The organism is Rhizobacter sp., from assembly GCF_032229685.1.
Taxonomy (GTDB): domain Bacteria; phylum Pseudomonadota; class Gammaproteobacteria; order Burkholderiales; family Burkholderiaceae_C; genus LMDS01.
Window position 1 is genome coordinate 1 of sequence record NZ_JAVTWP010000003.1, and the last position, 18,908, is coordinate 18,908.

The 18,908-nt window shown below is 67.3% G+C and carries 19 protein-coding genes; 13 read left to right on the forward strand and 6 right to left on the reverse strand.

Annotated features, from left to right (window positions below):
* The 7 genes from AC30PD_RS00965 to AC30PD_RS00995 all read left to right on the forward strand — a co-directional run.
* The coding region (locus tag AC30PD_RS00965) for an NADH-quinone oxidoreductase subunit J (protein ID WP_489533761.1) at positions 1-358 on the forward strand (358 nt) is incomplete at its 5' end.
* Positions 355-687 carry an NADH-quinone oxidoreductase subunit NuoK gene (nuoK, locus tag AC30PD_RS00970; protein WP_489533762.1) on the forward strand — a complete coding sequence of 111 codons (333 nt, stop codon included), beginning with the start codon at positions 355-357 and terminating at the stop codon, positions 685-687. The genes AC30PD_RS00965 and nuoK, both read left to right, overlap by 4 nt.
* A 7-nt stretch (positions 688-694) precedes the next feature.
* Positions 695-2,722: an NADH-quinone oxidoreductase subunit L gene (gene nuoL / locus AC30PD_RS00975; RefSeq protein WP_489533763.1), complete on the forward strand. Its 2,028-nt coding sequence runs from the start codon at positions 695-697 to the stop codon at positions 2,720-2,722.
* 37 nt (positions 2,723-2,759) lie between these two features.
* A complete protein-coding gene (locus AC30PD_RS00980) occupies positions 2,760-4,238 on the forward strand; it encodes an NADH-quinone oxidoreductase subunit M (protein ID WP_489533764.1) in 1,479 nt (492 codons plus the stop codon).
* Positions 4,239-4,251: 13 nt separating this feature from the next.
* Entirely contained in the window at positions 4,252-5,733 is a 1,482-nt protein-coding gene (gene nuoN, locus AC30PD_RS00985) for an NADH-quinone oxidoreductase subunit NuoN (protein WP_489533765.1), read from the forward strand.
* A 7-nt stretch (positions 5,734-5,740) separates the two neighbouring features.
* The gene (locus AC30PD_RS00990; RefSeq protein WP_489533766.1) at positions 5,741-6,361 is read left to right on the forward strand and encodes an NUDIX domain-containing protein; all 621 of its coding nucleotides are present in this window, start codon (positions 5,741-5,743) and stop codon (positions 6,359-6,361) included.
* A 7-nt stretch (positions 6,362-6,368) separates the two neighbouring features.
* Positions 6,369-6,812, forward strand: a complete 444-nt coding sequence (locus AC30PD_RS00995) for a DUF1178 family protein (RefSeq protein WP_489533767.1) — start codon at positions 6,369-6,371, stop codon at positions 6,810-6,812.
* Between the two features lie 21 nt (positions 6,813-6,833).
* Here AC30PD_RS00995 and AC30PD_RS01000 read toward each other — a convergent pair whose 3' ends face one another.
* Positions 6,834-7,085 carry a DUF2917 domain-containing protein gene (locus tag AC30PD_RS01000; RefSeq protein WP_489533768.1) on the reverse strand — a complete coding sequence of 84 codons (252 nt, stop codon included), beginning with the start codon at positions 7,083-7,085 and terminating at the stop codon, positions 6,834-6,836.
* 169 nt (positions 7,086-7,254) lie between these two features.
* On the opposite strand from AC30PD_RS01000, the gene gcvA reads away from it, so the two are divergent.
* Positions 7,255-8,163: a transcriptional regulator GcvA gene (gene gcvA, locus AC30PD_RS01005; RefSeq protein WP_489533769.1), complete on the forward strand. Its 909-nt coding sequence runs from the start codon at positions 7,255-7,257 to the stop codon at positions 8,161-8,163.
* A gap of 6 nt (positions 8,164-8,169) precedes the next feature.
* Here gcvA and AC30PD_RS01010 read toward each other — a convergent pair whose 3' ends face one another.
* Complete coding sequence (locus tag AC30PD_RS01010; RefSeq protein WP_489533770.1) at positions 8,170-9,570, reverse strand: FAD-binding oxidoreductase; 1,401 nt, start codon at positions 9,568-9,570, stop codon at positions 8,170-8,172.
* Positions 9,567-9,953 (reverse strand): DUF2069 domain-containing protein, encoded by a 387-nt coding sequence (locus AC30PD_RS01015; protein WP_489533771.1) that lies wholly within the window; start codon positions 9,951-9,953, stop codon positions 9,567-9,569. The genes AC30PD_RS01010 and AC30PD_RS01015 overlap by 4 nt, the downstream gene beginning before the upstream one ends.
* A gap of 20 nt (positions 9,954-9,973) precedes the next feature.
* Between AC30PD_RS01015 and AC30PD_RS01020 the strand changes: the two genes are divergently transcribed.
* Positions 9,974-11,209 (forward strand): YihY family inner membrane protein, encoded by a 1,236-nt coding sequence (locus AC30PD_RS01020; RefSeq protein ID WP_489533772.1) that lies wholly within the window; start codon positions 9,974-9,976, stop codon positions 11,207-11,209.
* Between the two features lie 13 nt (positions 11,210-11,222).
* On the opposite strand, the gene AC30PD_RS01025 is transcribed toward AC30PD_RS01020, so the two are convergent.
* From AC30PD_RS01025 to AC30PD_RS01035, 3 genes are read right to left on the reverse strand one after another with little or no spacing between them, the layout of a single operon-like run.
* Positions 11,223-12,515 (reverse strand): diguanylate cyclase domain-containing protein, encoded by a 1,293-nt coding sequence (locus tag AC30PD_RS01025; protein ID WP_489533773.1) that lies wholly within the window; start codon positions 12,513-12,515, stop codon positions 11,223-11,225.
* 22 nt (positions 12,516-12,537) lie between these two features.
* On the reverse strand, positions 12,538-13,353 hold the full coding sequence (locus AC30PD_RS01030) for an alpha/beta fold hydrolase (protein WP_489533774.1): 816 nt from the start codon (positions 13,351-13,353) through the stop codon (positions 12,538-12,540).
* Positions 13,353-14,654, reverse strand: coding sequence for an O-acetylhomoserine aminocarboxypropyltransferase (locus AC30PD_RS01035; RefSeq protein ID WP_489533775.1), 1,302 nt, complete (start codon positions 14,652-14,654; stop codon positions 13,353-13,355). The genes AC30PD_RS01030 and AC30PD_RS01035 overlap by 1 nt, the downstream gene beginning before the upstream one ends.
* Before the next feature lie 93 nt (positions 14,655-14,747).
* On the opposite strand from AC30PD_RS01035, the gene AC30PD_RS01040 reads away from it, so the two are divergent.
* The 4 genes from AC30PD_RS01040 (at position 14,748) to AC30PD_RS01055 (ending at position 18,907) form a co-directional block, all read left to right on the forward strand.
* Complete coding sequence (locus AC30PD_RS01040) at positions 14,748-15,218, forward strand: CBS domain-containing protein (RefSeq protein WP_489533776.1); 471 nt, start codon at positions 14,748-14,750, stop codon at positions 15,216-15,218.
* Positions 15,219-15,326: 108 nt separating this feature from the next.
* The gene (gene aroC / locus AC30PD_RS01045) at positions 15,327-16,436 is read left to right on the forward strand and encodes a chorismate synthase (protein WP_489533777.1); all 1,110 of its coding nucleotides are present in this window, start codon (positions 15,327-15,329) and stop codon (positions 16,434-16,436) included.
* A complete protein-coding gene (locus tag AC30PD_RS01050; RefSeq protein WP_489533778.1) occupies positions 16,436-17,644 on the forward strand; it encodes an MFS transporter in 1,209 nt (402 codons plus the stop codon). Before aroC ends, AC30PD_RS01050 begins: the two co-directional genes overlap by 1 nt.
* Before the next feature lie 96 nt (positions 17,645-17,740).
* Positions 17,741-18,907 carry an efflux RND transporter periplasmic adaptor subunit gene (locus AC30PD_RS01055; protein ID WP_489533779.1) on the forward strand — a complete coding sequence of 389 codons (1,167 nt, stop codon included), beginning with the start codon at positions 17,741-17,743 and terminating at the stop codon, positions 18,905-18,907.
* Position 18,908: the final 1 nt, after the last annotated feature.

Sequence of the window (18,908 nt, forward strand, 5' to 3'; positions counted from 1 at the left end):
GCTCGTGGGCGTGGTGATTGCGCTCGAGATGGCGGCTGTGCTGTTGCCCGGCTTCAATGTCTCGCAGGCGCCGGCCGCCAATGCGGTCGCGCTGAAGGCAGGCAATACCAAGCTGCTCGGCATCGAGGTCTACACACACTATCTGTACCCACTGCAGATCGCGGCGGTGCTGCTACTCGTGGCAATCATCGCTGCCATAGCGCTCACGCTGCGTCGGCGCAAGGACTCGAAGTATCAGAACCCGTCGGAACAGGTGCGTGTGCGTGCTGCCGACCGAGTGCGCATCGTGCAGATGAAACCAGAGATCGAGGCGCCGCCAGTGGCCGCTGCGGTCGAAGGCACGGGGGAGAAGAAATGACGATCGCATCGGTCACGCTCGGCCACTACCTCACCCTCGGCGCGATCTTGTTTGCGCTGTCGGTGATCGGCATCTTCCTGAACCGCAAGAACCTGATCGTGCTGCTGATGGCGATTGAACTGATGCTGCTTGCCGTCAACCTGAACTTCGTCGCGTTCTCGCATTATCTCGACCCGGTCACCAACGATCCGATGGCAGGGCAGGTGTTCGTGTTCTTCATCCTGACCGTGGCGGCGGCCGAGTCGGCCATCGGCCTGGCGATCCTGGTGGTGCTGTTCCGCAACCGGTCCACCATCAATGTCGACGAACTCGACGCGCTGAAAGGCTGATTCACACATGTCAGCTCAACTCTCGCAAAACCTGCTGCTCGCGGTGCCGCTCGCGCCGCTGGCGGGCGCCATTGCCGCCGGCCTGTTCGGCAAGGCCATCGGCCGGCGCGGCGCCCACACCGTCACCATCCTCGGGGTGCTGGTCGCTTTCATCATCTCGTTCTACACGCTGCACCTCGTGGTCACCGAAGGCGCGCGCTTCAACGCCACGATCTACGAGTGGATGGTGCTCGGCGGTCTGAAGATGGAGGTCGGCTTCCTCGTCGACGGCCTCACCGCAATGATGATGTGCGTCGTGACCTTCGTGTCGCTGATGGTCCACATCTTCACCATCGGCTACATGGAAGAAGACCCCGGCTACCAGCGCTTCTTCAGCTACATCGCGCTGTTCACCTTCTCGATGCTGATGCTCGTGATGAGCAACAACTTCCTGCAGCTGTTCTTCGGCTGGGAAGCGGTGGGTCTGGTGTCTTACCTGCTGATCGGTTTCTGGTTCACGAAGCCGACCGCGATCTTCGCCAACATGAAGGCCTTTCTGGTCAACCGGGTCGGCGACTTCGGCTTCATTCTCGGCATCGGCCTGATCGTGGCCTACGCCGGCACGCTGAACTACGGCGAAGCCTTTGCCAAGGGCGGCGAACTCGCCAAGCTCACTTTGCCCGGCACCGAATGGATGCTGATCACCGTGACCTGCATCTGCCTCTTCATCGGCGCGATGGGCAAGAGCGCGCAGTTCCCACTGCACGTGTGGCTGCCCGACTCGATGGAAGGCCCGACGCCGATCTCGGCGCTGATCCATGCGGCGACGATGGTCACGGCCGGCATCTTCATGGTGGCACGCATGTCGCCGCTGTTCGAGCTGTCAGACACCGCGCTGAGCTTCGTGATGGTGATCGGCGCGATCACGGCGCTGTTCATGGGCTTCCTCGGCATCATCCAGAACGACATCAAGCGGGTGGTCGCGTATTCCACGCTCAGCCAGCTGGGCTACATGACGGTCGCGCTCGGCGCCTCGGCCTATTCGGTCGCGGTGTTCCACCTGATGACGCACGCCTTCTTCAAGGCGCTGCTGTTCCTCGCCGCGGGCTCGGTGATCATCGGCATGCACCATGACCAGGACATCCGCAACATGGGCGGCCTGCGCAAGTACATGCCGATCACGTGGATCACCGCATTGCTGGGTTCGCTGGCGCTGATCGGCACGCCGCTGTTCGCCGGGTTTTATTCGAAGGACAGCATCATCGAAGCGGTGCACGAGAGCCACCTTTGGGGGTCGGGCTTCGCCTACTTCGCGGTGGCCGCCGGTGTGTTAATCACCGCGTTCTATTCCTTCCGCATGTACTTCCTGGTGTTCCATGGCAAGGAACATTTCCGCCACAAGCCGTTCCCTGGCGAGCACGACCATCACGACGATGGCCATGGCCACCACGAACCGCACGTGCCGCACGAATCACCCTGGGTCGTCACCTTCCCGCTGATCGCGCTGGCCGTTCCTTCGGTCGTCATCGGCTACATGACGATCGGCCCGATGCTCTACGGCGACTTTTTCAAGGACGCGATCTTCATCGATCTGGCGAAGCACCCGGCGATGGAAGAAATGGCCAAGGCCTTCCATGGCGCCGGCGCGATGGCACTGCACGGCCTGAGCACGCTGCCGTTCTGGCTCGCACTTGCCGGGGTGGTCACGGCCTACGTGTTCTACATGGTCAAGCCGGAGATCCCCGCCGCCATCAAGGCGCGTGTCGGCTTCATCAACCGCCTGCTCGAGAACAAGTACTACCTCGACTGGTTCAACGAGAACGTGCTGGCCCGCGCTGCGCGCCTGGCCGGCACCGGCCTCTGGAAGGGTGGCGACGAGGCCGTGATCGACGGCGCCATCAACGGCTCGGCGCGCGCCATGGGGGGCCTGGCCGCCCTGGGCCGCACCTTGCAGACCGGTTACCTGTACTGGTACGCGCTGGTGATGATCATGGGTGTCATCGGTCTGATGACCTGGCAGCTGTGGCCTTTCCTGATGAGTCACCTCGGCCGCTGATGGCCCTCGGCCCAGCGCGCGCACGGAGAAAAACAACATGGGTCTCTTGAGTCTTGCCATCTGGCTGCCGGTGCTGTCGGGCGTGGTCTTGCTCGCGCTCGGCCGCGACGAACACGCCGGTACCGTGCGCTGGGTGGCGCTGATCGCCGCGTTCGCGAGCCTGGCGGTCACGCTGCCGGTGGTCACTGGTTTCAACCCGGCCACCGCGGCCATGCAGTTCCAGGAAAAGCTCGGCTGGATCGAGCGTTTCAACGTGCACTACCACCTCGGTGTCGACGGCCTGTCGATGTGGTTCGTGCCGCTCACCGCGTTCATCACGGTGATCGTGGTGATCGCCGCGTGGGACGTGATCACCGAGCGCGTCAACCAGTACATGGGCGCGTTCCTGATCCTGTCGGGCCTAATGGTCGGTGTGTTCAGCGCGCTCGACGGCCTGCTGTTCTACGTGTTCTTCGAAGCCACGCTGATCCCGATGTACCTGATCATCGGCGTGTGGGGCGGCCCGCGGCGGGTCTACGCTGCGTTCAAGTTCTTCCTGTACACGCTCGCCGGCTCGCTGCTGATGCTGGTGGCGCTGATCTACCTGTACTACAAGTCGGGTGGCAGTTTCGACATCGTCACCTGGCACAAGCTGCCGCTGGCCGGGCCCGTGCAGACGCTGCTGTTCTTCGCCTTCTTCCTCGCCTTTGCCGTGAAGGTGCCGATGTGGCCGGTGCACACCTGGCTGCCCGACGCCCACGTCGAAGCGCCCACCGGTGGCTCGGTCGTTCTGGCGGCGATCATGCTCAAGCTCGGCGCCTACGGCTTTCTGCGCTTCTCGCTGCCGATCACGCCAGACGCCAGCCACCAGTGGTCATGGCTCATGGTCACGCTCTCGCTGATCGCGGTGGTCTACATCGGCTTCGTGGCGCTGGTGCAGCAAGACATGAAGAAGCTGGTCGCGTACTCGTCGATCGCCCACATGGGCTTCGTGACCTTCGGCTTCTTCATCTTCAACGAACTCGGCATGGCCGGCGGCATCGTGCAGATGGTCTCGCACGGTTTCGTGTCGGGTGCGATGTTCCTGTGCATCGGCGTGTTGTACGACCGCGTGCACTCGCGCGAGATCGCGGCCTACGGCGGCGTGGCCAACACCATGCCCAAGTTCGCGGCCTTCGCCGTGCTGTTCGCCATGGCCAACTGCGGCCTGCCGGGCACCGCCGGTTTTGTGGGCGAGTGGATGGTGATTCTCGGTGCCGTGAAGTTCAACTTCTGGCTCGGTGCGGTCGCCGCGACCACGCTGATCTTCGGCGCGGCCTACACGCTGTGGATGGTCAAGCGGGTGTACTTCGGCCCGGTCGCCAATGACCATGTGGGCACGCTGACCGACCTGAACCCGCGTGAATTCGCGATGCTCGCCGTGCTGGCGATCGCGGTGTTGTGGATGGGCCTGTACCCGAAGCCTTTCACCGACGTCATGCAGGTGTCGGTGAGCGAGTTGCTCAAGCACGTGGCCACACCCAAGCTCGCCCCCTGAAGAGAACAACACCATGACCCAGATGAACTGGTCCGCCGTCTACCCGGAAATCGTGCTGCTGGTGATGGCCTGCGTGGTGGCGATGGTCGACCTGTGGGTGACCGACCCGCGCCGCACACCGACCTACTGGCTCACGCAGGCTTCTCTCGCGGTGGTGGCCGCCATGCAGCTCGGCGCATTCAACTCCGGCGACACCGTCTACGCCATGCAAGGCATGGTGGTGGCCGATCCGATGGGTCACCTGCTCGGTTTGTTCGCCACGCTGGCCGTGATGATCTCGCTCGTGTACGCGCGCCCGTACGCCGGCTCGCGCGACATGCTCAAGGGCGAGCTCTTCACCCTCAGCCTGTTCTCGCTGCTCGGCATCTGCGTGATGCTGTCGGCCAACAACTTCCTCGTCGTCTACCTCGGCCTCGAACTGATGACGCTGAGCCTGTACGCGCTGGTCGCGATGCGCCGCGACCATGCCGACGCGACCGAAGCCGCGATGAAGTACTTCGTGCTCGGCGCGCTGGCCAGCGGCTTCCTGCTCTACGGCCTGTCGATGATGTACGGGGCCACCGGCTCGCTCGACATCAACGAGGTCTTCAAGGCCATCGGCACCGGCCAGATCAACAAGCAGGTGTTGATCCTCGGCGAGGTCTTCGTCGTCGCCGGTCTGGCTTTCAAGCTCGGCGCCGTGCCCTTTCACATGTGGGTGCCCGACGTGTACCAGGGCGCCCCCACCGCGATCACGCTGCTGATCGGTGGTGCGCCCAAGCTCGCGGCCTTCGCGATCACGATCCGCCTGCTGGTCGAAGGCATGCTGGGCCTCGCCGTCGACTGGCAGCAGATGCTGGTCGTGCTCGCTTTCGGCTCGATGCTGCTCGGCAACGTGGTCGCCATCGCGCAGAGCAACCTCAAGCGCATGCTGGCCTATTCGAGCATCGCGCAGATGGGTTTCATGCTGCTCGGCCTGTGCTCGGGTGTGGTCTACGGCAACACCGTGTCGGCCGGCAACTCCTACGCGTCGTCGATGTTCTACATCGTGACCTACGTGCTCACCACGCTCGGCACTTTCGGCATGATCATGCTGTTGTCGCGCCAGGGTTTCGAATCCGAAGAGGTCAGCGACCTGGCCGGGCTGGCCAAACGCAGCCCCTGGTTCGCCGGGGTGATGGCGGTCTTCATGTTCTCGCTCGCCGGCCTGCCGCCGACAGTGGGCTTCTACGCCAAGCTGTCGGTGCTGCAGTCGCTGGTGTCGACCAACAGCGCCGGCTACATCTGGCTGGCGGTCGCGGCCGTGGTGCTCTCGCTGGTCGGGGCCTACTACTACCTGCGCGTCGTGAAGGTCATGTTCTTCGACGAGCCGACCGATCTGCGCCCGGTTGTCAGCACCGGCGACGTGCGCGCCGTGCTGTCGCTCAACGGTGCCGCGGTGCTGGTGTTCGGCCTCTTGCCGGGCGGGCTGATGGCGCTGTGTGTCGACGCGCTCGTCAAGGCGCTCACCACCTGAGCCGGCGGTGACGGCGCCCGTACCGCCAGGCGACGACCCCGACGCCCACCTGCGCGAAGACGCGCTGCAGTCCGACCAGGTCTACCGCGGGCATTTTCTCGACGTGCGCCGTGACCAGGTTCGCCTGCCCGACGGCAGCGTGGCCGGCCGCGAGTACATCGTCCACCCCGGGGCCGTGATGATCGTGCCGGTGCTCGACGACGGCCGCCTGGTCGTCGAGCGCCAGTGGCGCCACCCGATGGCGCGCGTGATGCTCGAGTTCCCGGCCGGCAAGCTCGAAGCGGGTGAGCCGCCGCAGCAATGCGCCGTGCGCGAGCTGTTCGAAGAAACCGGTTTCCGGGCCGCCGAGTGGGCGCGTGCCGGCATCATGCACAACGCCATCGCCTACTCGACCGAAGGCATCGAGATCTGGTTCGCGCGCGGCCTCACCTCAGGCCGGCGCCAGCTTGACGCCGGCGAGTTTCTCGACGTGCTGGTGTGCAGCGAAGATGAACTCGACGACCTGGCACGCCGCGGCGAACTCACCGACGCCAAGACGCTGGTCGGCCTGCAATGGTTGCAGAATTGGCGCGCCGGCCGCTGGCCTTTGGTCTGGCAGGCCACCCCGCCCGGGCTGGTGTGCCCATAATGCGGCCATGAAGGTCCTGAACCTGCGCTGCAGCAACGACCACCGCTTCGAAGGCTGGTTCGCGTCGGACGACGACTTCCAGTCGCAAGATGAACGTGACCTCGTGAGTTGCCCGATGTGCAACGACACCGGCATCACCCGGCTGCCGAGTGCGCCGCGCCTGAACGTGTCGAAACAGCGAGATGCCGCCTCTGCCGAGGCCGGCGCGCCCTTGCCGACGCAGGCGCAGATGCAAGCCCACTGGCTGCGCGCGGTGCGCCACATGATGAAGAACACCGAAGATGTGGGCGACCGGTTCCCTGAAGAAGCGCGTCGCATCCACTACGGCGAGTCCGAGGAACGCGGCATCCGTGGCCGCGCCTCGCCGGAAGACGCCGACGCCCTGCGCGAAGAGGGCATCGACGTGGTGGCCGTGGCCTTGCCCGAGCCGCTCAAGGGCCCGGTGCAATAGGCTGTCGGCCGGGCCGGGCGCTCAGGCCGCTGCAGCGGTCGGCATCAGCACCGCCACGCGGGCATCGCTCATCGCGCTGAGCAACACGTCGCTGCTGCGGTCCACAGTGAAGGCTTCGCCGGCATCGATCACCACGTCGCGCAGGTCGCCGTCCATCGTGATCCACACGCGGCCGCCAAGCGCTTCGATGCGTTGGCCCAGGGCACGCCCGAGGTGCAGAGTGTCGCCCTTGCGCAGTGCGGTCGAGGCGAGGGTCAGGTCGTTGGTGTTCATCAGGGTTCTCCTTTGACATGCCCTTGTTGCATGCAAGACACCGGGTCGGTGTGAGGCCTGCAGCAGAGGCGTGAAGAGAGTGTGTTCTTTCATCCATCGGCGTTCAAACGGTATGTTGGAATGCTTTGCATGCAAAAATGGAATGTGAAGAAGCCCCCGGGAGAACCGCATGCGCCAATACGACCTGCCGCCGCTGGCCCAGCTCGAAGCTTTCGAGGCCGCGGCGCGCCACCTGAGCTTCACGAAGGCGGCCGACGAACTCGCGCTCACGCAGTCGGCCGTCAGCCGCCAGATCGCGGCGCTCGAAGAGCACTACGGCCTGCCGATGTTCCGGCGCCTGCACCGCGCGCTGCGGCTCACCGAAGACGGCCACACGCTGCAGCGTGCGGTCGCAGAGGTGCTGGCGCGCTTGCACGAGGTCGGCACCGAACTGAACCGCGAGCGGCGTGCCAAGACCGTCGTCGTCACCACCACGCCGGGCTTCGCGGGCCTGTGGCTCATTCCGCGCCTCGCCGACTTCACGGCCGCCCACCCCGAGGTCGACGTGCGCATCTCGGCCGGCTACACGCTCGTGAACCTGAAACGCGACGGTGTCGATCTCGCGATCCGCTACAAGGCCGCCGAAGAGGCGGGCGCGGGCGCTGAACTGCTGTTCGGCGAAGTCGTGCTGCCCGTGTGCAGCCCGCGCCTGCTGCGCGACCCGGCGCGGCCGCTGAAGAAGCCGGAAGACCTGGCCCACCACGTGCTGCTGCACCTCGACTCCGGCCCGGGCGCGGCCATGCAGGACTGGCCGATCTGGCTGCGTGCGATGAACCTCGAAGGCCTGAAACCGGCGAGCGTGCTGCACTTCTCGCAGTTCGACCAGCTCATCAACGCGGCCGTCGCCGGCCAGGGTGTGGCACTCGGCCGCGACCCGCTGCTGAAGACACTGCTGCGTGAGCGCAAGCTGGTCGCGCCGTTCAAGAAGGCGGCCGCTTCGCCGCGCGGCTATTACCTGGTGCGCTCCGACGCCACGCCGCGCAAGCCCGAGGTCGAACAGTTCGCCACCTGGCTGCTCGGCCAGGCCAGCTGCGCGTGATCGCCGCTACAACACACGCCCCGGGTTCATCAGGTGGTGCGGGTCGAGCGCGAGCTTGATCGCCCGCATCATCTTCAAGGCCACCGGCGATTTGCGCCGAGCGAGTTCGTCGCGCTTGAGCGTACCGATGCCATGCTCGGCCGAGATCGAGCCGCCGTGGGTGGCCAGGGCGTCGTAGACCACGGCGTTGACGGCCTTTTCGCGGTCGCGCAGAAAGACCTCGCCGTCCACACCCTCGGGCGCCTGCACGTTGTAGTGCAGGTTGCCGTCGCCCAGGTGGCCGAAGTTGACGAGCCGCACGCCAGGGAAGGCCCGCAGCAAAGCGGCATCGGTGTTCTCAACGAAACGCGCGATCGCCGAAACCGGCAGCGCGATGTCGTGCTTGATGTTGAGCCCCTCGACGCTCTGCGCCATCGGGATCGACTCGCGCAGATGCCACATCGCGTTCGACTGCAGCGTGTTCGAGGCGACGGCCGCATCGCTGATCAGGCCCCGCTCCAGTGCGGTTTCCAGCAAGCCTTCGAACAGCGCCTGCGCATGCGTTTCGCCTTCGTTGTCGGACTGCTCGAGCAACACCGTCCAGGGCGCTTCGGGCAGCGGCTGGGCGAGTTGCGCAAAGTGCTTTCGCACCAGCCCGAGCGCGTACTGCGCCATCACCTCGAAGCCGGTGAGCGCCGGGCCCAGGCGCGCCTGCGCGAGTTGCAGCAAGCCCACGGCCGCCTCGAGCGACGGCAGCGTGGCGAGTGCGGTGGTCACCGCCGCCGGTTGCGGGTAGAGCTTCAGCGTGGCGCCGGTGATCACGCCGAGCGTGCCTTCGCTGCCGATGAAGAGGTCGCGCAGGTCGTAGCCGGTGTTGTCCTTGCGCAGGCCGCTCAGCCCGTCCCAGACGTCGCCTTCTGCAGTCACGACCTCGATGCCCAGGCACAGTTCACGCGCGTTGCCGTAGCGCAGCACCTGCGTGCCGCCGGCGTTGGTCGCCAGGTTGCCGCCGATCGTGCAACTGCCTTCGGCGGCCAGGCTCAGCGGGAACAGCAGGCCGGCATCGGCGGCGGCTTGCTGCACGGTCTGCAGCACACAGCCGGCGTCGAGCGTGAGCGTCAGGTTCTGTGCGTCGATCCGGCGAATCCTGTTCAGGCGCGACAGGTTCAGCAGCACCTGCGTGCCGCTCTCGTCGGGCACCGAAGCGCCGACGAGCCCGGTGTTGCCACCCTGGGTGACGATGGCCGTGCCCTGGGCTGCGCAAGCCTTCACGACTGCTGCGACCTCGGCCGTCGAACCCGGCCGCACCACCGCCAGCGCTCGGCCGCGGTAGCGCTTGCGCCAGTCGAGTTCGTAGGCCGTCAGGTCGCCGTCGCAAAGCACCTGCGGTGCGCCGACGATGCCGCGCAATGTCTCGACAAGGCTCATGCCGGGCTCGCCTTCGCCGCGCTCAAACGCCAGCGGATGTGCGCCGCGCAGGCCACGAACAGCACCACGCACAAGACCACTTCGAGCAGCGCGAGCGGCGCGCCGGGGCCACGGTCGCTGGCCGCGCGCACCGCGCCTTCGGCCACGTAGAGCCAGAGCACGAGGCTCAGCCAGCGAAAGGTGTACAGGCGCCAGGCCAGCAGCCCCGGCAAGGCCAGCACCAGCGGCAGCGCCTTCAGCGCGAGCGTGCCGCGGCCGGTGGGTGCGATCCACAACTCCCAGGCCAGGCACAGCGCGATCAGCGCCAGCAGGCAGGCCAGGGCAAGGCTGCGTGTGTGGACCACACGGGCGGGCAGGGCAGCGAAGGCAGGTTCAGAATTCATCGCTGGCTATGATGCCAGCAATGAATTTGACCCGACTGTGGCGTGAGACGCTGCACGAGCACCTGCCGCGCCTGCTGCAAACGCTGCAGACCTGGCCCTGGCTCGACACGCTGAAGACGCTGCGCATCCGCTTTCGCGAAGACCGCCTCGGCCTGACGGCCAGCAGCCTCACCTTCACGACGCTGATCGCGCTCGTGCCCTTGCTCACCGTGATGCTCGCGGTGTTCTCGGCTTTCCCGATGTTCTCGAGCTTCCAGGACGCGCTGCAGAAGTACTTTCTGCAGAGCCTCGTGCCCGAGACCATCGCCAAACCGGTGCTGTCTGCACTCACGCAGTTCGCGAGCAAGGCGAATCGGCTCGGCACGATGGGCCTGGCCTTGCTGGTGCTGACCGCGCTCGCGTTGATGCTCACGATCGACCGCACGCTCAACGGCATCTGGCGCGTGCGCGAACCACGCCCGATCGCGCAGCGCGTGCTCGTCTACTGGGCCAGCGCCACGCTCGGGCCGCTGCTGCTGGGCATCAGCCTGTCGCTCACGTCGTACGTGCTGTCGGCCTCGCGCGGGCTGGTCGGCGGCATTCCGGGCGGCATCAGCTTGCTGCTCAACACGCTCGAGTTCGTGCTCTTCGCCGGCGGTCTGGCCGGCTTGTTCCACTACGTGCCCAACACGCACGTGCGCTGGCGCCATGCGATCGCCGGCGGGCTGTTCGCGGCCGCCGGCTTCGAAGTCGCCAAGCGCCTGCTCGGCTGGTACCTGCTGCAGGTGCCGACGTACTCGGTCGTGTACGGCGCTTTCGCGGCCGTGCCGATCTTCCTGATCTGGATCTACCTCGGCTGGGTGATCGTGTTGCTCGGCGCCGTGATCGCCGCGTACGCGCCGAGCCTGCAGACGCGCGTGAAACGCTGGCCCGATGGCCCGGGCGCGCGCTTCGAGCTCGCCATCGTCGTGCTGGCCGAACTGGCGCGTGCACGCGCACAGCAGGCGGGCGGCCTGAGCGCCGGCGAGCTGTCGGCCGCGTTGCGCACCGACCCGCTGCAGACCGAGCCGATCCTCGACACGCTGGTCGCGATCGACTGGGTCGGCCGGCTGGCCGAAGAAGGCGACCCGCGCTACGTGCTGCTGTGCGACCCGGCCACGACGAAGGCACAGGGGCTCGTGGCCGCCTTGCTGCTCGAACGCTCGGCCTCGACGCAGGGCTTCTGGCAACGCGCCGGCTTCGACGACATGCTGCTCGACGACCTGATTCGCGCCTGAGCGCGCCACTCGCTCAGCGGGTCGCTTCGAACGAAGGCGCGGCGCAATGGCGCACGCCGTTCTTCCCGACGCGCTTGGCGGCGTACATCGCGTCGTCGGCAAGCTGCAGCAGGTTCATCGGGTTGCGCGCGTCGAGCGGCGCCAGCGCATAGCCGATGCTCGCGCTGACGCCTGCCATCACGTCGCCGATCGTGACACCGGTGTTCGCCACGCTGCGCACCGCGTTCAGCAGGTGCAGCGCCAGCGCCTGCGCGCCGGCGGCGTCGCGCACCTGGGCCAGCACCAGGAACTCGTCGCCCCCGAAGCGGCCAACCGCGTCTTCGGCGCGCACCGCCGCCTGCAGCGCGGCCGCCACCGCCACCAGCAAGGCGTCGCCGACGCGGTGGCCGAGCTGGTCGTTGACGGCCTTGAAGCCGTCGAGGTCGATGAAGAACAACGCGACCGGCGTGGCTTCGGCGTCGAGCAAGGCGGCTTCGATGCGGTCCATCATCGTGCGCCGGCTCAGCACGTCGGTCAGCGAGTCGTGTTCGACACGTCGTTTCAGCTTTTCCTGCGTCACGGTCAGGTCGTGCACGTCGATCGTCACGGTGTACAGGCCGATCACCGCGCCTTCAGCGTCGAAGTCGGGCACGTAGCTCGTGCGCATCCAGCGCGGGCCTTGGGGCAGCGAATCGACCAGGCGTGTGTACTGCACCGTCTTGCCGAGCAGCGCGCGCTGGAAGTAGGGCTCGTGCTCGCTCCAGCGTTTGGCGCCACGCACCGAGCCGATGTGGCGGCCGATCAGGCGCTCGCGGGTTTCGCGCGTGGCCACCGTGTAGGCCTTGTTGACGAACTGCAAGACGAAGTCGCGGTCGACGTAGGTCAGCGGGTAGGGAATGTTGTCGGTGAAGTGGTCGAGCCGCAGTTGCGCGGCGGTGAAGGCTTCGCGCGCCAGCACGTCGGCGTGGATGTCGGTGCCGATCGTGAACACCGATTCGACCTTGCCGTTGGCGTCGACATCGGGGAACACCTGCACGCGCGTCCAGCGGCCCGCCGTCGGCCCGTGGTGAAGCAGCCGCTCGTAGCTGGCGGTGGCGCCGTCGAAGGCCAGCGCGAAGGCCGGGCCGGCCTGTGCCCAGGCGTCGTCACCGTAGAGCGCCTGCAGGCTGCGGCCGAGCAGCGCGTCGCGCTCGCGCCCCGCCCAGACCAGATAGTTGGCGTTGCAGTACTGCAGCAGCGCGCTGCGGTCCCAGCGCGCGATGGGCAGGTTGATCGCATCGAACAGGCGTTCGGCGTGGGCGGTTCTGAGTTCGGCGCTGGCGACCATGCGCGAGCTTAGCCGCGCCGATTTACCGTGGCGCGGGAAGGGCCTCGCGCAGTGCCAACAAAAGCGCGTCTGGAGCTTCGGTCATCAGCGCGTGACCGGCCGCTACCTTGCGCACCTGCGCCTTCAGCGCCTGCGCGATCTCCCGGCTCTGTTTCGGCACGGTCATCTGGTCACGTTCGCCGAGGATCATCGTGACGGGGCATTGCACCCTTGTGGCTGCTTCGAGGCCACCGGCATAACGATCGCACACACCGAAATCGTGGTGGAACAGGTTGACCGCCGTCTGCCCGGCCTGCACACGCCGCATCAGCGCGCGGTTGGCGCCATGCAGCCAGGTGCCCGGGCCGGGGTGCGAAGGCTTCGCCGCCATCGTGGAATGCGAAAACACGTTGACCATGTCGATCGCCTTCAACGGCGCGCTGCGTGCGGTTTCGAGCAGCGCTTCCGACACCTTCATCGGGTACGCGGTGCCCACCATCACGAGCGCGCTGGCTTTTGCCGGCGCGCGTGCGGCGGCTTCGAGCGCGATCAGCGAGCCCATGCTGTGACCGATCAGGCTGGCTTTGGCCACACCGGCCGCGTCGAGCAGCGCGAGCAGCCAGTCGGCCAGCGCTTCGACACTCGCCAGCGGCGCGCCACCACTGCGGCCGTGGCCGGGCTGGTCGACGGCCAAGACGCTGTGGCCGTGGTGCGCGAACCAGCGCGCCAGCAGCGTCCAGACGCTGTGGTCGTGCAAGGCGCCGTGAACGAACACGACGCAGGGCAGGGCCGGGTCGAAAGCCTTGCCGCCGGTGTAGGCGTAGGCCTGGGCCTCGAAGCCGCGAACGCTCAGTTCCATCACGCCCCCGCTTTCTCGGCGACCTTGAGCGCACGTTTCAGGTCGTCGATCAGGTCGTCGGCGTCTTCGAGGCCGATCGAGAGGCGGATCGTTCCTGCGGTGATGCCGGCCTGGGCGAGCGCCGCGTCGTCCATGCGGAAGTGCGTGGTCGAGGCCGGGTGGATCACCAGCGAACGGCAGTCGCCCACGTTAGCCAGGTGCGAGAAGAGCTTCAACGCTTCGATGAAGGCCACGCCCTGCTTGCGCGAGCCGCGCAGGTCGAAGCTGAACACCGAGCCGCAGCCGCGCGGTAGCAAGCGTTTGGCCAGTGCATGGCTCGCGTGGCCTTCGAGCTCGGGGTAACCGACACGTTCCACCATGGCATGCGCCGCCAGAAAGCCGACGACCTTGCGGGTGTTCTCGACATGCCGCGCCATGCGCAGCGGCAGCGTCTCGATGCCCTGCAGGATCAGCCACGCGGTGTGCGGGCTCATGCAGGCGCCGAAGTCACGCAGGCCTTCGCGGCGGGCGCGCAGCAGGAAGGCACCGACGCTGCTCTCTTCGCTGAACACCATGCCGTGAAAACCTTCGTAGGCTTGCGTCAGCTCGGGGAAACGGCCGGAGCGGTCCCAGTCGAACTGGCCGCTGTCGACGAGCACGCCACCGATCACGGTGCCGTGGCCGGAGAGGAATTTCGTGGCCGAGTGGAACACGAGGTCGGCGCCGTGATCGAAAGGCTTCATCAGCCAGGGCGTCGTGAAGGTCGAGTCGACCAGCAGTGGCAGACCGTGTTCGTGGCCGAGCGCCGAGACGGCCGGGATGTCGAGCACGTCGAGCCCGGGGTTGCCGAGCGTTTCGCCGAACAGCAGGCGGGTCTCGGGCCGGATCGCGGCACGCCAGCCGTCGATGTCGCCCGGCTTCACGAAGGTGGTCGAGATGCCGAAGCGCGAGAGTGTGTAGTGCAGCAGGTTGTGCGAGCCGCCGTAGAGCGCACTCGACGCCACCACGTGCGAGCCTGCGCCGGCGAGCGTGCTGATCGCGAGGTGCAGGGCGGCCTGGCCGCTCGCGGTGGCGATGGCGCCAGTGCCGCCTTCGAGTGCCGCCACACGTTCTTCGAACACCGCGTTGGTGGGGTTCGAGATGCGGCTGTACACGTGCCCCGAACGTTCCATGTTGAACAGCGAGGCTGCGTGTTCGCTGTTCTCGAACACGAAAGAGGTGCTGAGGTGGATCGGCACCGCGCGTGCGCCGGTGCTCGGGTCGGGCGCGGCGCCGGCGTGCAGTGCCAGCGTGTCGAAGCCGGGGTCTGAGTGGCCGGGCATGGTGTCTCCGCAGGCGGTTTGAAGGTTTTTCAGGGCTGTCGTGAGCGCGGATTGTGGGCTATATTGACCCAACCCCACCGCCCCGGAGCGCCCATGAAAGTCAGCGACATCCTTCGAGTCAAGGGCGGCACCTTGTTCACCGTGTCACCCGACCAGCCGCTGCACGACGCGGTGAGCACCATGTCCGAGCGCGACATCGGCTCGCTCGTGGTCATGGACCACGGCGAGGTGGCGGGCATGCTCACCTTCCGCGAAGTGATCCAGGCGATCGTCAAGAACGGCGGCTCGCTCGGCACGATGCTCGTGCGTGGCGTGATGGACGACCACCCGCTCACCTGTACCCCCGACACCGAGATCGACGAAGTGCGCCGCATGATGCTCGGCCGCCACGCACGCTACATGCCGGTGCTCACGCAGCGCACGCTGATGGGCGTGATCTCGTTCTACGACGTGGCCAAGGCCGTGGTCGACGGGCAAGACTTCGAGAACCGCATGCTCAAGGCCTACATCCGCGACTGGCCGGTCGAAGACGCGAGCGACGAGCAGAGGCCCACGGCGAACTGAAGCGCGCCGCCCGGCGAGCCCGCGGGCTGGCCTAAAATCGCTGCACACGCCACCGCCTCCGGGCGGTGGTGCCACTTCTGGCCACCGCGTTTCGGCGCCTTTCACACCATGTCCGGCAGCACCCTCGGCGAACTTTTTCGCGTCACCAACTTCGGTGAAAGCCACGGCCCGGCCATCGGCTGCGTGATCGATGGTTGCCCTCCCGGCATGGCGCTCTCGGAAGCCGACATCCAGCCCGAACTCGACCGGCGCCGCCCCGGCACCTCGCGCCACGTGACGCAGCGCAACGAGCCCGACACGGTCGAGATTCTTTCGGGCGTGTACGAAGGCTTCACCACCGGCACGCCGATCTGCCTGCTGATCCGCAACACCGACCAGCGCAGCAAGGACTACGGCAACATCCTGCAGACCTTCCGCCCCGGCCACGCCGACTACGCCTACCTGCACAAGTACGGCCTGCGCGACCCGCGCGGCGGCGGCCGGGCCTCGGCGCGCCTGACGGCGCCGATGGTCGGCGCCGGTGCGGTGGCTCGCAAATGGCTGAAGTTGCAGCACGGCACCACCTTCTCGGGCCACATGACGCAGATCGGCGACATCGTGATCCCGTTCGAGTCGATGGCGCACGTGCCGAACAACCCGTTCTTCGCCGCCAACACCAGCGACATCGCGCGCCTCGAAGCCTACATGGACGACCTGCGCAAGGCCGGCGACAGCTGCGGCGCGCGCATCAGCGTCACCGCACATGGCGTGCCCGTCGGCCTGGGCGAGCCGCTGTTCGACAAGCTCGACGCCGACATCGCCAAGGCGATGATGGGCATCAACGCCGTCAAGGGCGTGGAGATCGGTGCCGGCTTCGCGAGCGTGGCGCAACGTGGCACCACGCACGGCGACGAGCTCACGCCGCAAGGCTTCTCGACCAACAACGCCGGCGGCGTGCTCGGTGGCATCTCGACCGGGCAAGACATCACCGTCAGCATCGCCGTGAAGCCCACGAGCTCGATCCGCAGCCCGCGCCAGTCGATCGACCTGGCAGGCCAGCCTGCCACGGTCGAGACCTTCGGGCGGCACGACCCGTGTGTCGGCATCCGCGCCACGCCGATCGCCGAAGCGATGCTCGCGCTGGTGCTCATGGACCACGCGCTGCGCCACCGCGCCCAGTGTGGTGACGTGCGGGTGGCCACGAAGCCGATCCCGGCGCAAAGCCCCGCGCGCGGCTGATGCCAGGCTCGGCCGGCGCGCCCTCGAAGCGCGCGCTGTTCGCGTTCAGCGCGGTCTCGTTCGCCTACTTCTCCTACGCCGGGTTGTTCGGCACCTACGCGCCGCTGTGGTTCCAGAGCCTGGGCTTCAGCACGTTGGCCATCGGCGCGCTGGCTTCGTTGCAGAGCGCGACCCGCGTGTTCAGCCCCTACGCTTGGGGTTGGGTGGCCGACCACACCGGGCAGCGCACACGCCTGTTGCGCATCGCGGTCGGGCTGGCGCTGGCCAGCGCGCTCGGCTTTTTCGTGTCGCCGGTGTACGGCTGGATCGCGGCGGTGACGCTGGCGCTGCACACCTGCACCGCCGGCGTGATCCCGATCAGCGAAGCGGCGCTCGCCCACCTGGTCAGCCAGGGCGACACGCTCAACGCAGGGCGCTATGGCCGGGTGCGGGTGTGGGGCTCGATCGGATTCATCCTCGCCGTCGTCGGCAGCGGCGTGCTGCTGCAAGGCCTGGGGGTGCAGGCCTTTCCTTGGCTGGTGCTGGTGCTGCTGTGTCTGCTGCTGGTCGCGGCGCTGCGTCTGCCGGTCGTGAGCGAGGCGGCGCACGGCACTGAAGCCGCGCCGGGCGCCTGGGCGGTGTTGCGCCAGCCGGTCGTTGCCTGGTTCTTCGCCGGGGTGTTCTTCACCGTGCTCGCGCACACCAGCCTGTACGCCTTCTTCTCGCTCTACCTGGTGTCGCTCGGTTACAGCAAGACGGCGGTCGGGCTGATCTGGGCGCTGGGCGTGGCGGCCGAAGTGGCCTGGTTCTGGTTCCAGGGCCGCTGGCTGACGCGGTTTTCGCCGCAGGGCTGGCTGCTGCTCGCCGCGGGCATGTCGGTGCTGCGCTTCGCGTTGACCGCGGCATTCGGCGCGAACGTCTGGGTCTTGGTGCTGGCGCAGCTGACCCACGCGCTCACCTTCGCCGCCCAGCACAGTTCGTGCATCGGCATGATCAACCGGCACTTCCCCGGGCGGCTGCGGGGGCGCGGGCAGGCGCTGTACACGGTGCTGGGCTACGGTGCCTCGGGCGTGATCGGCGGGCTGGCGGGCGGCGCGCTGAGCGAAGCCTTCGGATTCCCGGCCGTTTTCTGGGGCGCGAGCGCTGCGGCAGGCCTGGCGGTGCTGTGCTGCTGGCGCGGGCTGCGGTTGGAGCCGGTTTCCAGCCCGACTGGCCAGCCGGCAGCCTGACCCCCACAATCTGCAGCCTGTCGCAAGGGATGGCGGCAGGAGGGGGGCCTTCTCTACACTCCCGCTCCACCAGAACAACACAGGAAAGGAAGCCTCATGCGCAAGCAGTGGCTCATGGGCGCAGGTGTGGCGATCATCGTCGCCGCCGTCGCTCTGGCAGTCGTATCGCGCGCCAAAAGCGGCGACGACTCCAAGGACAAGAAGCCCGTCGTGACCCTCGAATTCACGCCCGCCGAAGTCATCCGGCCGGTGCTGGCCGCGCTGCCCGAGCGCATCGAGTTCTCGGGTTCGCTGATGGCGCCGCGCACGGCCGTCGTGCGGGCCAAGGCTTCCGGCACCTTGCTGGCGCTTTCGGTCGCCGAAGGCAGCCGTGTAAAGGCCGGGCAACAGCTCGGCAGCATCGACCTGGCCGACCTGCAAAGCCGGGCCGCCGAACGCTCGGCCGGGGTCGAGTCGGCGCAGGCGCGGGTGATCGAGGCCGAGCGTGCCCACGCGGCCAACGAGGGCCTGGCGAACCAGAAGTTCATCTCGGCGAACGCGCTCGAATCGTCGCGCGCCACGCTTGAGACGGCGCGTGCCCAGCTCAAGTCGACCCAGGCGGCGCTCGCCACCTCGAAGCTCGGCATCCGCGAAGCAGCGCTCACCGCACCCATCAGTGGCGTGATCGGCCGGCGCAACGTGCTGCCCGGTGAAAAGGTCAGCGCCGAGCAGGAACTGATGACGGTCGTCGACCTCTCGGTGCTCGAACTCGCCGGCGTCGTCGGCACGCACCAGGTCTCGTCGCTCAAACCCGGGCAGACCCTGGCTGTTCGCATCGAAGGCGCCGCTGCGCCGGTGCAGGGCCGCATCGACCGCATCGCGCCCTCGGCCGAGCCGGGCACGCGCGGCATTCGGGTGGTGGTGGTGCTGGCCAACCCCGACGAGAAATTCCGCGCCGGGCAATACGCCAGCGCCGTGGTGATGCTCGACGACGCCGCGCAACGCCTCACCGTGCCGATCGCGGCGGTGGGCCAGGCCTCGGGCCAGGACTACGTGTGGACGGTTGAAAAAGACGTGCTCGTGCGCCGCATCGTCATCACCGGCCGGCGCGACAGCGTGGGCGGCCGGGTCGAAGTCACGCAAGGCCTGACGCCCGAGCTGCAGGTGCTGGGCGCGCGCTTCGACAGCCTGAAAGAAGGCGCGCCGGCGAAGATCGTCGCCAAGGCGGCTGCGCCTACGGCGCCGGCCGCGAGCGCATCAGCAGCAGCCGCCAAGGCGTCCTGAC